The organism is Pseudomonas sp. AC083 (assembly GCF_979253165.1).
Genome location: NZ_CEEDDH010000022.1, coordinates 58,320 through 72,325, shown reverse-complemented (window position 1 = coordinate 72,325; position 14,006 = coordinate 58,320). Strand labels below are relative to the sequence as shown.

Here is a 14,006-nt window from a genome sequence, read left to right as displayed (position 1 = left end):
TGTCGGATGACAGACCGCTTTCGCGAGCAGGCTCGCTCCCACAGGGGATGTGGGTAAGTCTGAGATTCGGGCAATAAAAAACCCCGCCTGCTTGCACAGGCGGGGTTTTGCGTTACAGGGCCGGGGCTGGCTTACATCATGCCGCCCATGCCACCCATGCCGCCCATGTCTGGCATACCGCCGCCAGCCGCACCTTCTTTCTTCGGTGCGTCGGCAACCGCTGCTTCGGTGGTCAGGATCAGACCGCCGATGGAGGCTGCAGCTTGCAGAGCCGAACGGGTTACCTTGGTTGGGTCCAGGATGCCCATTTCGATCATGTCGCCGTATTCGCCGGAAGCAGCGTTGTAACCGAAGTTACCTTTGCCGTTCTTCACTTCGTTGACGACTACGCTTGGCTCGTCACCGGAGTTGGCAGCGATCTGACGCAGCGGCGCTTCAACAGCGCGACGCAGCACAGCGATACCGACGTTCTGGTCAGCGTTGTCGCCGGTCAGCTCGGTCAGTGCTTCCAGAGCACGGATCAGCGCCACGCCACCGCCAGGTACCACGCCTTCTTCAACGGCTGCGCGGGTTGCGTGCAGGGCGTCTTCAACGCGGGCTTTCTTCTCTTTCATTTCAACTTCGGAACCAGCGCCAACCTTGATCACTGCAACGCCGCCGGACAGCTTGGCCAGACGCTCTTGCAGTTTTTCACGGTCGTAGTCCGAGGAAGTTTCGGCAACCTGGGCGCGGATCTGAGCGATACGGCCTTCGATGTCTGCCTGCACGCCAGCACCGTCAACGATGATGGTGTTTTCCTTGGACAGGGTCACGCGCTTGGCGTTACCCAGGTGCTCCAGGGTGGTGCTTTCCAGGCTCAGACCGATCTCTTCGGAGATAACGGTACCGCCGGTCAGAACAGCGATGTCCTGCAGCATGGCCTTGCGACGGTCGCCGAAGCCCGGTGCCTTGACGGCAGCGACTTTGACGATGCCACGCATGTTGTTCACAACCAGAGTCGCCAGGGCTTCGCCTTCAACGTCTTCGGCCACGATCAGCAGCGGACGGCCGGCTTTGGCAACGGCTTCCAGCACTGGCAGCATTTCGCGGATGTTCGAGATCTTCTTGTCAACCAGCAGGATCAGCGGGCCGTCGAGCTCGGCAACCATGGTGTCCGGCTTGTTGACGAAGTATGGCGACAGGTAGCCACGGTCGAACTGCATGCCTTCTACAACCGACAGTTCGTTTTCCAGGCCCGAGCCTTCTTCAACGGTGATCACGCCTTCTTTACCGACTTTTTCCATGGCTTCGGCAATGATGTCGCCGATGGAGTTGTCGGAGTTGGCCGAGATGGTGCCGACCTGAGCGATGGCTTTGAAGTCAGCGCATGGCTTGGACAGGGCTTTGAGCTCTTTGACAATGGCGATGGTCGCCTTGTCGATGCCGCGCTTGAGGTCCATCGGGTTCATGCCGGCAGCGACGGCTTTCAGGCCTTCGTTGACGATCGACTGAGCCAGAACGGTAGCGGTGGTAGTACCGTCACCAGCGTCATCGTTGGCACGGGAGGCAACGTCTTTGACCAGCTGCGCGCCCATGTTTTCGAAGCGGTCATCCAGTTCGATTTCTTTGGCGACGGAAACGCCGTCCTTGGTGATGGTTGGAGCGCCGAAGCTCTTCTCGATAACCACGTTACGGCCTTTCGGGCCCAGGGTCGCTTTTACCGCGTCAGCCAGAACGTTGACGCCTTTGAGCATCTTGGTACGGGCGGCATCGCCGAACTTAACTTCTTTAGCAGCCATGATCGATATTCCTTAAATACTTTGTAGTAGCGGGAAAATGAACGGGGATATCAGCCTTCGATAACCGCGAGGATTTCGTTCTCGCTCATTACCAGCAGGTCTTCGCCATCGACTTTCACAGTGTTGCTGCCGGAGTAAGGACCGAACACAACCTTGTCGCCTTCCTTCACGGACAGTGCACGCACTTCACCGTTTTCCAGAGCTTTGCCCGGGCCTACAGCGAGAATCACACCGTGGTTGGCTTTTTCAGCAGCCGAACCTGGCAGGACGATACCGCCAGCGGTTTTCTTTTCTTCTTCGCTGCGACGGATGACGACGCGGTCATGCAGAGGACGAAGCTTCATTGTCGATCTCTCCTAATTGTGGTTTTCATCGGCCGGTGTAGTCCCGGCGGGTTTAACGAATCCGGCCTGCGCCGGTTGCGGTCCGTCGAGCGAACCGCGCAAGTCTGTCCGGTTTGAATACCGGAAACCTTTCGGTGACCGATACATAGGGGCGTACAAGCCGATTACAAGGGCTGGCGGAAAAAATTTTTCATCCAGACACGGTAAATAACAGCCATAAACGAGCACGGCACCCGCAGGTGCCGTGTCGATGCTGATGTCACTTGTTGTCGCGATGTTCGAACTCGCCTTCGATCACATTCGGCTCTCGACCGAGCGGCTCGCGCGGGGCCGGGCCGCCACGGGGTTGCAGGTCGTCGGCGAAGGCACGCTGGCGCATCGCCTGGTCTTCAGCGCGCTGGCGCATCTTGTTCGCCAGCAGACGACGGGTGACCGGCAACAGCATCACCAGACCGACCACGTCACTGATGAAGCCGGGAATGATCAACAGGCCGCCGGCCAGTGCCAGCATCAGGCCTTCGAGCATGGTCTGCGCGGGCAATTCGCCGCGGTTCAGGCTCTCCCGGGCACGCAATGCGGTGGCCAGACCGGCGACGCGCAGCACGAACACACCGAACATCGAGCCGAGAATGATCAGCAGCAGGGCCGGGAAGAACCCGATAGAGCCTGCCACTTTGACGAATACGAACAGCTCCAGCACTGGAAACAGCAGAAAGAGCAACAGAAAAGGGCGCATCAAAGTTTCCTCAACGCAAGAAATGCCTTGCAGTAAGCCTTAGATGACGTCGCCCTTGCGTGAATTCAAGCTTAACTTTGCGCTTTTTTCGGCCAGGACTGGGCGTGAGCCAGAGAAACCAAGGCCTCGCGCACTTGTGTCGGCGTATTACATGGTGCCGCGAAGGGCAACCAATAGACGGCCTGACCAATGCGCAGGTGCATGCCTTCGCTGTCGATCCCGGCCAGTTGCGCCGGCGTGCTGTTGGACAGCCCGGTCAGCTCGACGTAATGGGCAATGGCTTTGGCGTGATCGCTGTTCATGTGCTCGACCATGCTGATTTCAGCCTTGCCGGCGAACGGGTTAGCCAGAGTCAGGTTATCGATCCAGTGGATCGCACCAAAGCCGCCGATGTAGCGATGGCGCACCGGATTGAGCACCCAGAAATCGAAATCGTGGGCCTGGTGATAATTCTGCGAGTCGGGGAAATAGCGGTAATAACGCTCGGCGGCAGCCTCGATCGCGGCCGGGTCTTCGAGTTTCTGCGCTTGGGCCAGATAGGTCAGCCGCCCGACCGCCTGCACGTCGTCGGCCTCGCGCTCGCCCACCAGCATCGAGCACTTCGGATCTTTCTGCAGGTTATGCGTGTGCTGCGCGATGCGGCTGATCAGGATCAGCGGCCGACCCTGCTCGTCCAGGCAATACGGCACAACCGAGCCAAAGGGAAAACCCGGCATCGATTTGGAGTGGGTCGACAGCACTCCACGGTATTCCTTGAGAAGCAATTCTCGGGCATTCTTCGCCACTTCAGCGCTCAATTTGTGACTCCTTAAATGGGTTCCGTCTAGAAAACGGACAGGCGCGCAGCGAAAAGTAACCGGCGCGCATCGGGCAAATGTTCGTATGCAATCAGGCCTGACCGGTGCCGATCGAGCGTTGCCGACAACAAAAACAACTCAGACCTGCCAGCGGGACATGCGAATGCAACTCAACGACAAAGTAATCATTATCACCGGCGGTTGCCAGGGTTTGGGCCGTTCCATGGCCGAGTATTTCGCCGGCAAGGGCGCGAAACTGGCCTTGGTCGATCTGAATCAGGAAAAACTCGACGCCGCCGTGGCCGCCTGCAAAGCCAAAGGTGTCGAAGCGCGCAGCTACCTGTGCAACGTCGCCAATGAAGAACAGGTCGAGCACATGGTCGCGCAAGTGGCGGAAGACTTCGGCGCCATCCACGGCCTGATCAACAACGCCGGGATCCTGCGCGATGGTCTGTTGCTGAAGGTCAAGGACGGTGAGATGACCAAGATGAGCCTGGCGCAGTGGCAGGCGGTGATCGACGTCAACCTGACTGGCGTGTTCCTCTGCACCCGTGAAGTCGCAGCGAAGATGGTCGAGCTGAAGACCAGCGGTGCGATCATCAACATTTCGTCGATCTCCCGTGCGGGCAACGTCGGCCAGACCAACTATTCCGCAGCCAAGGCTGGCGTCGCGGCGGCGACCGTGACCTGGGCGAAGGAACTGGCGCGTTACGGCATTCGTGTCGCGGGCATCGCACCGGGCTTCATCGAAACCGAGATGACTTTGGGCATGAAGCCGGAAGCGCTGGAGAAGATGACGTCGGGAATTCCGCTCAAGCGCATGGGCAAGCCCGAAGAGATCGCCCATTCGGCGGCGTATATCTTCGAAAACGACTACTACACCGGGCGGATTCTGGAGATGGATGGCGGCTTGCGGATCTGACTGTCACCCTGAAACAAATGTGGGAGCGAGCCTGCTCGCGAATGCGGTGTGTCATTCAACCCATTGGTTGTCTGATCTACCGCTTTCGCGAGCAGGCTCGCTCCCACAGGTTTTTCAGCGCTGCCGATGGATCAATCGTCGCTGATGGTGATATTCGGCATCGCCGGCGTGGCCGCTTCCTGCAACACGATCCGCGCGCCGACGTGGCGGGCCAGTTCCTGATAGACCATGGCGATCTGGCTGTCCGGCTCGGCGATCACGGTTGGCTTGCCGCCGTCGGCCTGTTCGCGGATCAGCATCGACAGCGGCAGCGAGGCCAGCAGTTCGACGCCGTACTGGGTCGCCAGTTTCTCGCCGCCGCCTTCACCGAACAGATGCTCGGCATGCCCGCAGTTCGAGCAGATGTGCACGGCCATGTTTTCCACCACGCCCAGCACCGGGATGTTGACCTTGCGGAACATTTCCACGCCTTTGCGCGCGTCGAGCAGCGCCAGATCCTGCGGCGTGGTGACGATCACCGCGCCCGCCACCGGGACTTTCTGCGCCAGGGTCAGCTGGATGTCGCCGGTGCCTGGCGGCATGTCGATGACCAGATAATCCAGATCTCCCCACGCGGTTTGCGTGACCAGTTGCAGCAGCGCCCCGGAAACCATCGGCCCGCGCCAGACCATCGGCGTGTTGTCGTCGGTCAGGAACGCCATCGACATGACTTCCACACCGTGGGCCTTGAGCGGCACGAACCACTTCTGATCCTTGACCTCGGGCCGGGTGCGCTCGGGAATGCCGAACATGATGCCCTGGCTCGGGCCGTAGATATCGGCGTCGAGGATGCCGACTTTGGCGCCTTCACGGGCCAGCGCCAGCGCGAGGTTGGCAGCGGTAGTGGATTTGCCCACGCCGCCCTTGCCGGACGCGACGGCGACGACGTTCTTGACGTTGGCCAGCCCGGGAATCTGCGCCTGGGCCTTGTGCGCGGCGATCACGCTGGTGACCTCCACGCGGGCGATGACCACGCCGTCGAGGTTTTCGATGGCCAGTTGCAGCAATTGCGCCCAGCCGCTCTTGAACAAACCGGCGGCGTAGCCGATTTCCAGCTGCACATTGACGCGGTCACCGATGATCTCGATGTTTTTCACGCACCCGGCGCTGACCGGGTCCTGGTTCAGGTAAGGGTCGGTGTATTGGCTGAGGACGGCTTCCACCGCTGCGCGAGTGACGGCGCTCATGGGCAACTCCGATAACAAGACTGGAAAAGATGGCGGCTATCGTACGCTGGACACCGATTTGAGGCGAACAGATTACTTGCGCTGAAAAGCCACTGTGGTGAGGGGATTTATCCCCGTTGGGTGGCGAAGCCGCCCCAAAACCTACGCCCCCGGTACATCAGGAGCTGCGTGTGTAACGATATCCACGACTGCTGCGCAGCCGAACGGGGATAAATCCCCTCACCACACGAGCTCTCAAAGTACCCAGTGGCGCAGGGGTGAAAAATATGCGCCGGCGCTTTATAGTGGCCGACCTCCGTTTCATCAAGTAGCGAAGCCCCATGTCCGAGCCACGCAAGATCCTCGTCACCAGCGCCCTGCCCTACGCCAACGGTTCGATCCACCTTGGCCACATGCTGGAATACATCCAGACCGATATGTGGGTGCGCTTCCAGAAGCATCGCGGCAACCAATGCATCTATGTCTGCGCCGACGACGCCCACGGTTCGGCGATCATGCTGCGCGCGGAAAAGGAAGGCATCACCCCGGAACAACTGATCGCCAACGTGCAGGCTGAACACAGCGCCGACTTTGCCGACTTCCTCGTCGATTTCGACAATTTCCACTCCACACACGCCGAAGAAAACCGTGAGCTGTCGAGCCAGATCTACCTCAAGCTGCGTGACGCCGGGCACATCGCCCAGCGCTCGATCACCCAGTATTTCGACCCGGAAAAGAAAATGTTCCTGGCCGACCGCTTCATCAAGGGCACCTGCCCGAAATGCGGCACCGAAGACCAGTACGGCGACAACTGCGAAAAATGCGGCGCGACCTACGCACCGACCGACCTGAAGGATCCGAAGTCGGCTATCTCTGGCGCCACCCCGGTGCTCAAGGATTCCCAGCACTTTTTCTTCAAGCTGCCGGATTTCCAGCAGATGCTGCAGACCTGGACCCGCAGCGGCACCCTGCAGGACGCCGTGGCCAACAAGATCGCCGAATGGCTGGATGCCGGCCTGCAGCAGTGGGACATTTCCCGCGATGCGCCGTATTTCGGTTTCGAGATTCCGGGCGAACCGGGCAAGTATTTCTACGTGTGGCTGGATGCGCCGATCGGTTACATGGCCAGCTTCAAGAACCTCTGCAACCGCACGCCGGAGCTGGACTTCGACGCGTTCTGGGGCAAGGATTCGACTGCCGAGCTGTACCACTTCATCGGCAAGGACATCGTCAATTTCCATGCGCTGTTCTGGCCAGCGATGCTCGAAGGCGCCGGCTACCGCAAGCCGACCGGCATCAACGTGCACGGCTACCTGACCGTCAACGGCCAGAAAATGTCCAAGTCGCGCGGCACCTTCATCAAGGCCCGCACGTATCTCGACCACCTGTCGCCGGAATACCTGCGCTATTACTACGCGGCCAAGCTGGGCCGTGGCGTCGATGACCTTGACCTGAATCTCGAAGACTTCGTGCAGAAGGTCAACTCCGACCTGGTCGGCAAAGTGGTCAACATCGCCAGCCGTTGCGCCGGATTTATCCACAAAGGCAACGGCGGCCTGCTGGTCGACAACAATGCCGCGCCGGAGCTGACCGAGGCTTTCCTCGCCGCCGCGCCGAGCATTGCCGACGCCTACGAGGCCCGCGATTTTGCCCGCGCCATGCGTGAAATCATGGCCCTGGCTGACCGCGCCAACGCGTGGATCGCCGACAAGGCCCCGTGGTCGCTGAACAAGCAGGAAGGCAAGCAGGATGAAGTCCAGGCAATCTGCGCCACCGGCATCAACCTGTTCCGCCAGTTGGTGATCTTCCTCAAACCGGTACTGCCGCTGCTGGCCGCTGATGCCGAGGCGTTCCTCAACGTCGCGCCGCTGACCTGGAATGACCACACCACCCTGCTGGCCAATCACCAGCTCAACGAATTCAAACCGTTGATGACCCGCATCGACCCGGTAAAAGTGCAAGCCATGACCGACGCCTCCAAGGAAGACCTGACCGCCAGCCAGACCGACACTGGCGCAGCCGCCCCTGCGGGCAACGGCGAACTGGCCAAGGATCCGCTGTCGCCGGAAATCGATTTCGACGCCTTTGCCGCCATCGATTTGCGCGTCGCTTTGATCGTCAAGGCCGAACACGTCGAAGGCGCGGACAAGCTGCTGCGTCTGACCCTCGACATCGGTGACGAGCAACGCAACGTGTTCTCCGGGATCAAGAGCGCGTATCCGGATCCGTCCAAGCTCGACGGTCGCCTGACCATGATGATCGCCAACCTCAAGCCACGGAAAATGAAGTTCGGTATTTCCGAAGGCATGGTGATGGCAGCCGGTCCCGGCGGTGAAGAGATCTACCTGCTGAGCCCTGACAGCGGCGCCAAGCCGGGTCAGCGCATCAAGTAAGACGTTGCGATAAAACGATCCCACCGACGTGCTCTGCATGCCGGTGGGATTTTTCATATCTGGCCCGATAGTGCCTACCCTTAAGAGACACTCGCCCGTTTCGCTGGCAGAACCATGACCGAACTCGCGTTAACGCTGATCAGTGCTGCGCTGCTCAACAACTTCGTGTTGCACTGGCCGCTGGGCGTCGCTCCGCTGCTGGCGGGCAGCCGACGCCAGGTACATGCGCTGGGATTGGCGACGTTGTGCCTGATGCTGGTAGTCAGCGTTATTGGTCAGGCGATCTGGCAGTGGATACTGCTGCCGTTGCAGCTTGAAGCGCTGCGCCTGTTCGTGTTTCTGCCGTTGAGTGTGTTGTTGATCGCGCCGCTGCTGAAACTGCTGGCGCGCGGGCTGCCGGATTGGCCGTTCGACGGATTGTGGCCGCTGCTGCTCGGCAATGCCGGCGTACTCGGGCTGGCGTTGATCAATGCGCAAAATGATCAAGGCCTGCTGCACGCGACAGCATTGAGTCTCGGCGCCGGGCTGGGTTTCTGGCTGGTGTTGAGTGTGTTCTGCGACCTGCGCGAGCGCACGGCCGACAACGATATTCCCCTGCCCTTTCGCGGCCTGCCGATCGATCTGATCAGCGCCGGACTGGTCGCAGTGATTTTTCTCGGATTCAGTGGATTGATCAAAACATGAGTCTGCTTCAACGCATCGATGCCCTGCTGCCGCAGACCCAATGCGGCAAGTGCGGACATCCCGGATGCAAACCCTATGCGCAAGGCATTGTTGACGGCGAGCCGATCAACAAGTGCCCGCCGGGCGGCGATGAAACCATCGCTGCCCTGGCCGAGCTGTTGAAAATACCGGTCCTGGAACTGGACATCAGCCGTGGCCCGGCACCGCCGCAAGTCGCCTTCATCCGCGAGGCCGAATGCATCGGCTGCACCAAGTGCATTCAGGCCTGCCCGGTCGACGCCATCGTCGGCGCGGCAAAACTCATGCACACGGTGCTGATCGACGAGTGCACCGGTTGTGATCTGTGCGTTGCGCCGTGCCCGGTCGACTGCATCGAAATGCATCCTTTGCCTGCGAACACGATCCCAGTGGTTGGCGGTCTCGCATTTGATCTCGAAGAACAGCGCGCCCGCGCGATCAAACGTGACCATGCGCGCCAGCGTTTCGAGCGCCGCAACCAGCGCCTGCTGCGTGAAGAACAGCAAAAGCAGGCTGAACGTGAAGCGCGAGCCGCGCGTGCGGCACAACCGCAAGTCTCGACCGCCGACCCGGTGCAGGCTGCGCTGGAGCGGGTGCGTGCGCAAAAAGCCGCGAACGCCGATGCGGCGCTGAAGAAGGCCAAGGTCGATGTGGCGATGAGTCGGGCTCAGTTGCATAAATCGCTGAAAGCTTTCGGCCATCCGCCGACGTTCGAACAGCAGTCGCAACTGATCGTCCTGCAGCAACAATTCGAAGCCGCCGAGCAAGCACTGGCGAAGCTGGAAAGCAGCCAACCGGTGATTCCCGCCGTCTCTGCTGCGAGCAACGACGCCGAACTCAAGCGAGCCAAGATCCAGTTGGCCATGCGCCGCGCCGAGTTGAAAAAGGCTCAGGCAGCGGAGGCTGCGCCGGAGCAGATCGCAGCACTGGAGCAAGCCGTGACTGACGCCGAGCGCCAGGTGCAAGACCATGCCACCCCTTGAGGCAGCGGACGATCGCCTGCAACAGGCGATGAATACCGTGCTGCTCGCAGCGCTGCCGGGGCTGCTCGCTTTGTTCTGGTTGTATGGCTGGGGCGTGTTGATCAATTTGCTGTTGGCGGTCATCAGCGCGTTGCTCGTCGAAGCTGCCGTCGCCAACCTGCGTCGACAAGCCGTGCAACCGGCGCTGCGTGATGGCAGCGCGCTGGTCAGTGCGATGTTGCTGGCCGCCGCGCTGCCGGCTTATTGCCCTTGGTGGCTGACTGTCATTGCGACCGCTTCAGGTCTGTTGTTCGGCAAACATCTGTATGGCGGCGTCGGCAAAAACCCGTTCAACCCGGCGATGCTTGGTTTTGCCCTGAGCATGGTGCTGTTTCCGCAAGCGATGACCCACTGGCCCGGTCATGGCCTCGATTTCCTCTCGGCGTTGCAACAGGTTTTCAACCCGGCTCCAGCACCGGACGCCTGGGCGCAGGCCACGGCACTGGACAGTCTGCGCATCAATAAAAGCCTGACCATCGATGAGCTGTTCGCCAGCAACCCGGCCTTCGGCCGTTTCGGCGGGCGCGGTGTGGAATGGGTAAATCTGGCGTTTCTGCTCGGCGGCCTGTGGCTGTTGCAGCGGCGGATCTTTTCCTGGCATGCACCGGTGGGGATGCTCGCCAGCCTGTTCGTCATCAGCCTGTTGTGCTGGAACGGCTCGGGTTCGGATTCCCATGGTTCGCCGCTGTTTCATCTGCTCAGCGGCGCGACCATGCTCGGTGCATTTTTTATCGTGACCGAACCTGTGTCCGGCGCGAAAAGCGCCCTCGCCCGCCTGCTGTTCGGCATTGGCGTCGGCTTGCTCACCTATCTAATTCGCACTTGGGGTGGTTACCCGGACGGCGTCGCGTTTGCGGTATTGCTGATGAATCTGCTGGTGCCGACGCTGGAGCGCTTCGCCGCCAGCCGCCAGTCGAAGGTGAACGCGTGAACCGCTCAGCAAGTCTCGCGACCCTGGTGCTGCTGGCACTCATTGGCGCGAGCGCAACATACGTGCTGCAGCGCAGCAGTGCACCGCAGATTGCCAGCGAGCAGCGCTTGCTCGATAGCCGCCAATTGCTCGATGTCATGCCTGCCGCGCTCTACGACAATCAGCCGCTGGAGCAACCACTGACGCTCGCCGAGCCTGCTTTGCGCCATAGCACGCTGTCAGGCGGCTATCGAGCGACCCGCTCCGGACAGACAGTTGCGGTGCTGTTGCGCAGTCGCAGCGAAGGTTACGCAGGCACTCTGGAACTGCTGGTAGCCATCGATGCAAACGGCAGAGTTCTAGGCGTGAAAACCCTTGAGCAGCGCGAAACGCCGGGATTGGGCGGTCACATCGGTGAATGGCCGAATGCCTGGCTTCAGGCCTTCATCGGCAAATCCCGTACTGGGCCGACAGACGCCGGTTGGGCGCTGAAAAAGGATCAGGGGCAGTTCGATCAAATCGCTGGCGCGACCATTACCTCCCGTGCCGCCATCAACGCGATTCATGACGCACTGCGTTACTTCGATGAGCATCGGGCGCTGCTGTTGGGGACTGGCTCATGAAACGCACGGTAAGTTTATTGATGCTGGTGCCGCTATTGGGCGCCACACAAACATTTAGCGCTGCACTGGGGATAACCTTGATGCTCGGCGCGGTACTTGGCGTTTTTGCCGTTTGCATGTCGCCGCTGCGCGAACGCCTGACGGGCACCCGTGCGTTGCTCGCCAGCCTGACGCTTGCTGCGACGTTGACCAGTTGCGCGGATATTGTGGCGCAACGCTGGCTTTTGTCATGGCAGCAGACGTCTGAGCTCTACATAGGGCTGATCGCCTTGCACTGCGTCGTGCTTGAATACCACGGTGCCTTCCGCGAGCCCGTCGCTGTCAGCTTCAAACGCTGCGCCTTGTTCGGCACGCTCATGCTGGTGGTGGGCGGGCTGCGCGAGATCATCGGTTATGGCAGCCTTGGCCGAGGTCTTTCGGAGCATTGGCAAGGTCTGATTTTGTTCCCCGATGGGCTGCATCTGTTTACGCTGGTCCCCGGCGCTTTCGTTTTACTGGGCCTGCTTCTCGCCGTACGTCAGGCGTGGACACGCCGCAACTCTGTCATCAAGGAAACGCATCGCCCATGAATGCTGCAAAACGTCTTGAGATATTTCGCCGACTGCACGAAGACAATCCCGAGCCGAAAACCGAACTGGCCTACTCTTCGCCGTTCGAGCTGCTGATTGCGGTGATTCTTTCGGCGCAGTCCACCGATGTCGGGGTCAACAAGGCGACTGCCAAACTCTTTCCCGTCGCCAATACACCTGCCGCGATTCATGCGCTGGGTGTCGAGGGGCTGTCCGAGTACATCAAGACCATTGGCCTGTACAACAGCAAAGCGAAGAACGTCATTGAAACCTGCCGTTTGCTGGTTGAACGCCACGGCGGTGAAGTTCCGCAAACCCGGGAAGAACTGGAAGCCTTGCCCGGCGTCGGGCGCAAGACCGCCAACGTGGTGCTCAACACCGCTTTCCGTCAATTGACCATGGCGGTCGACACGCACATTTTCCGCGTCAGCAATCGCACCGGCATCGCGCCGGGGAAAAATGTGGTGGAAGTTGAAATGAAGCTGATGAAGTTTGTACCGAAAGAATTCCTGCTCGACTCCCATCACTGGCTGATTTTGCATGGCCGCTATGTTTGCCTGGCGCGTAAACCGCGCTGTGGCAGCTGCCGCATCGAAGATTTGTGCGAATACAAACATAAAACTTCTGACGATTGAGCCGTCATCGGTTTTTCGTATCCATCGATTGAAAAAATCTTTTTTACCCGCCGCAGTAATGTCGATATAAGGAGCGCCAAAGGCAGTCTTAGCCGGGAGTTGACTTCATGAGTACCGACAAAGAGCAACTGGATGTAGAAGAAGATTTTATTGCCGTCGAGGCCGATGAGGTCGAACCGGTGGTCGAGGTGGCGAAGACCAACCTCAGCAAGCGTCGCACAATCGACAACCTGCTTGAGGAGCGCCGACTGCAAAGGCAATTGGCCGATTACGATTTTGATCTGTGATACCTGAAGGCCTCCCGAAGCGGAGGCTTTTCATTTTCTGCGACAACCGAGCTTGATCGGCCCATGACGGTCTCAGCTGTCGAATCGTTCAAACCAGGCCGTTGCGCTGCGCCAACTCGATCAGATCAACCAGAGAACGCGCATTGAGTTTCAGCAACAGGCGAGTCTTGTAAGTGCTTACAGTCTTGTTGCTCAAAAACATGCCGTCTGCGATTTCCTTGTTGGTCTTGCCGCGCGCCAATTGCTGCAACACCATCATTTCCCGCCCGGACAGACGATCAACCATGTCCGCCTCACTCGCATTGCCCAAACTCGTACGCACGGTGTGCAGGGCCTGATTGGGGAAATAGCTGTAGCCGGACAGAACTGCCTTGATCGCACTCAGCAGTTCGGTCAGATCCTGCTGCTTGCACACATAACCCGCTGCACCCGATTGCATGCAACGCATTGAAAAATGTCCGGGAGCCTGGGAAGTCAGCACCAGCACTTTCACCGGCATGGCGGTGGACGTCAGGCGAGCAATAACTTCCAGCCCATCGAGTTTGGGTATTCCAATATCCAGAATGACAAGATCCGGTATTTGTTCACGAGCAATTTGTAGTGCATCAACGCCATTATCCGTTTCTGCAATGACTTCGTAGCCATGCCGTTCCATCAGCATACGTACCGCAAGTCGAATGACGGGGTGGTCATCCACGATCAGCACTTTATTCATGGGCAAGTCCAGTTTTCGCTGTTCGAATTTTTAGAACACGCACGATATCCCAGTCACTTGCTTCAAGGCATGGCAACTTTTACACGCATTTGCATCGAGAGACATTCCCTACAGGCATTGAGGATAATTCCCACAAATAGGTCCCGTCGCATCCATCGCAATTGCTTCCCGTCCTTCAAGACCGCAGCGAATTTCCGTTTACTGCGCACACGTCCTACGCAGCTCCGAATTCCAGTTGAGCCATTTGAAATTTCTTGGACCACTTCTGCTGGCTGCCGATTCGACATATGACGTAACGAACCGCCGCTACTGCATATTCGACGCGCCGGCAGCCCTTCTATAAAACTTGAAACAACAGCCTGAAAGTT

The 14,006-nt window shown here is 59.3% G+C and carries 15 protein-coding genes; 9 read left to right on the top strand and 6 right to left on the bottom strand.

Annotated features, from left to right (window positions below):
- Positions 1-131 precede the first annotated feature (131 nt).
- From groL to AC0IXA_RS24605, 4 genes are all read right to left on the bottom strand, one after another.
- On the bottom strand, positions 132-1,778 hold the full coding sequence (gene groL, locus AC0IXA_RS24620; RefSeq protein ID WP_016773419.1) for a chaperonin GroEL: 1,647 nt from the start codon (positions 1,776-1,778) through the stop codon (positions 132-134).
- A gap of 50 nt (positions 1,779-1,828) precedes the next feature.
- Positions 1,829-2,122, bottom strand: coding sequence for a co-chaperone GroES (locus AC0IXA_RS24615; RefSeq protein ID WP_007916610.1), 294 nt, complete (start codon positions 2,120-2,122; stop codon positions 1,829-1,831).
- Between the two features lie 259 nt (positions 2,123-2,381).
- Positions 2,382-2,858, bottom strand: a complete 477-nt coding sequence (locus AC0IXA_RS24610) for an FxsA family protein (RefSeq protein ID WP_016773418.1) — start codon at positions 2,856-2,858, stop codon at positions 2,382-2,384.
- 71 nt (positions 2,859-2,929) lie between these two features.
- Positions 2,930-3,655 (bottom strand): HugZ family pyridoxamine 5'-phosphate oxidase, encoded by a 726-nt coding sequence (locus AC0IXA_RS24605; protein WP_341638895.1) that lies wholly within the window; start codon positions 3,653-3,655, stop codon positions 2,930-2,932.
- Between the two features lie 163 nt (positions 3,656-3,818).
- Here AC0IXA_RS24605 and AC0IXA_RS24600 point away from each other — a divergent pair, with 163 nt between their 5' ends.
- Positions 3,819-4,577, top strand: a complete 759-nt coding sequence (locus tag AC0IXA_RS24600) for an SDR family oxidoreductase (protein WP_471814669.1) — start codon at positions 3,819-3,821, stop codon at positions 4,575-4,577.
- A 131-nt stretch (positions 4,578-4,708) separates the two neighbouring features.
- Here AC0IXA_RS24600 and apbC read toward each other — a convergent pair whose 3' ends face one another.
- The gene (gene apbC / locus AC0IXA_RS24595) at positions 4,709-5,803 is read right to left on the bottom strand and encodes an iron-sulfur cluster carrier protein ApbC (protein WP_024014150.1); all 1,095 of its coding nucleotides are present in this window, start codon (positions 5,801-5,803) and stop codon (positions 4,709-4,711) included.
- A gap of 320 nt (positions 5,804-6,123) precedes the next feature.
- Between apbC and metG the strand changes: the two genes are divergently transcribed.
- The 8 genes from metG to AC0IXA_RS24555 all read left to right on the top strand — a co-directional run bounded on the left by metG (position 6,124) and on the right by AC0IXA_RS24555 (position 12,923).
- Positions 6,124-8,175, top strand: coding sequence for a methionine--tRNA ligase (gene metG / locus AC0IXA_RS24590; RefSeq protein WP_160768452.1), 2,052 nt, complete (start codon positions 6,124-6,126; stop codon positions 8,173-8,175).
- A 114-nt stretch (positions 8,176-8,289) separates the two neighbouring features.
- Positions 8,290-8,859 (top strand): Rnf-Nqr domain containing protein, encoded by a 570-nt coding sequence (locus AC0IXA_RS24585; RefSeq protein WP_471814668.1) that lies wholly within the window; start codon positions 8,290-8,292, stop codon positions 8,857-8,859.
- Positions 8,856-9,860, top strand: coding sequence for an electron transport complex subunit RsxB (gene rsxB, locus AC0IXA_RS24580; protein ID WP_471814667.1), 1,005 nt, complete (start codon positions 8,856-8,858; stop codon positions 9,858-9,860). Before AC0IXA_RS24585 ends, rsxB begins: the two co-directional genes overlap by 4 nt.
- The gene (locus AC0IXA_RS24575; RefSeq protein ID WP_471814666.1) at positions 9,847-10,830 is read left to right on the top strand and encodes an RnfABCDGE type electron transport complex subunit D; all 984 of its coding nucleotides are present in this window, start codon (positions 9,847-9,849) and stop codon (positions 10,828-10,830) included. Before rsxB ends, AC0IXA_RS24575 begins: the two co-directional genes overlap by 14 nt.
- Positions 10,827-11,432, top strand: a complete 606-nt coding sequence (locus tag AC0IXA_RS24570; RefSeq protein ID WP_471814665.1) for an RnfABCDGE type electron transport complex subunit G — start codon at positions 10,827-10,829, stop codon at positions 11,430-11,432. Before AC0IXA_RS24575 ends, AC0IXA_RS24570 begins: the two co-directional genes overlap by 4 nt.
- The gene (locus AC0IXA_RS24565; protein WP_471814664.1) at positions 11,429-12,001 is read left to right on the top strand and encodes an Rnf-Nqr domain containing protein; all 573 of its coding nucleotides are present in this window, start codon (positions 11,429-11,431) and stop codon (positions 11,999-12,001) included. Before AC0IXA_RS24570 ends, AC0IXA_RS24565 begins: the two co-directional genes overlap by 4 nt.
- Positions 11,998-12,636, top strand: a complete 639-nt coding sequence (nth, locus tag AC0IXA_RS24560) for an endonuclease III (RefSeq protein WP_016773410.1) — start codon at positions 11,998-12,000, stop codon at positions 12,634-12,636. The genes AC0IXA_RS24565 and nth overlap by 4 nt, the downstream gene beginning before the upstream one ends.
- A 107-nt stretch (positions 12,637-12,743) precedes the next feature.
- Complete coding sequence (locus tag AC0IXA_RS24555) at positions 12,744-12,923, top strand: PA3496 family putative envelope integrity protein (RefSeq protein ID WP_016773409.1); 180 nt, start codon at positions 12,744-12,746, stop codon at positions 12,921-12,923.
- 88 nt (positions 12,924-13,011) lie between these two features.
- Here AC0IXA_RS24555 and AC0IXA_RS24550 read toward each other — a convergent pair whose 3' ends face one another.
- Complete coding sequence (locus tag AC0IXA_RS24550) at positions 13,012-13,638, bottom strand: response regulator transcription factor (protein WP_016773408.1); 627 nt, start codon at positions 13,636-13,638, stop codon at positions 13,012-13,014.
- Between the last annotated feature and the right edge of the window lie 368 nt (positions 13,639-14,006).

What these genes read in the sequence shown, in the direction of transcription:
- groL (WP_016773419.1), bottom strand. Translation starts at nt 1,778, where the DNA reads ATGGCTGCTAAAGAAGTTAAGTTCGGCGATGCCGCCCGTACCAAGATG.
- AC0IXA_RS24615 (WP_007916610.1), bottom strand. Translation starts at nt 2,122, where the DNA reads ATGAAGCTTCGTCCTCTGCATGACCGCGTCGTCATCCGTCGCAGCGAA.
- AC0IXA_RS24610 (WP_016773418.1), bottom strand. Translation starts at nt 2,858, where the DNA reads ATGCGCCCTTTTCTGTTGCTCTTTCTGCTGTTTCCAGTGCTGGAGCTG.
- AC0IXA_RS24600 (WP_471814669.1), top strand. Translation starts at nt 3,819, where the DNA reads ATGCAACTCAACGACAAAGTAATCATTATCACCGGCGGTTGCCAGGGT.
- apbC (WP_024014150.1), bottom strand. Translation starts at nt 5,803, where the DNA reads ATGAGCGCCGTCACTCGCGCAGCGGTGGAAGCCGTCCTCAGCCAATAC.
- metG (WP_160768452.1), top strand. Translation starts at nt 6,124, where the DNA reads ATGTCCGAGCCACGCAAGATCCTCGTCACCAGCGCCCTGCCCTACGCC.
- AC0IXA_RS24585 (WP_471814668.1), top strand. Translation starts at nt 8,290, where the DNA reads ATGACCGAACTCGCGTTAACGCTGATCAGTGCTGCGCTGCTCAACAAC.
- rsxB (WP_471814667.1), top strand. Translation starts at nt 8,856, where the DNA reads ATGAGTCTGCTTCAACGCATCGATGCCCTGCTGCCGCAGACCCAATGC.
- AC0IXA_RS24575 (WP_471814666.1), top strand. Translation starts at nt 9,847, where the DNA reads ATGCCACCCCTTGAGGCAGCGGACGATCGCCTGCAACAGGCGATGAAT.
- AC0IXA_RS24565 (WP_471814664.1), top strand. Translation starts at nt 11,429, where the DNA reads ATGAAACGCACGGTAAGTTTATTGATGCTGGTGCCGCTATTGGGCGCC.
- nth (WP_016773410.1), top strand. Translation starts at nt 11,998, where the DNA reads ATGAATGCTGCAAAACGTCTTGAGATATTTCGCCGACTGCACGAAGAC.
- AC0IXA_RS24555 (WP_016773409.1), top strand. Translation starts at nt 12,744, where the DNA reads ATGAGTACCGACAAAGAGCAACTGGATGTAGAAGAAGATTTTATTGCC.
- AC0IXA_RS24550 (WP_016773408.1), bottom strand. Translation starts at nt 13,638, where the DNA reads ATGAATAAAGTGCTGATCGTGGATGACCACCCCGTCATTCGACTTGCG.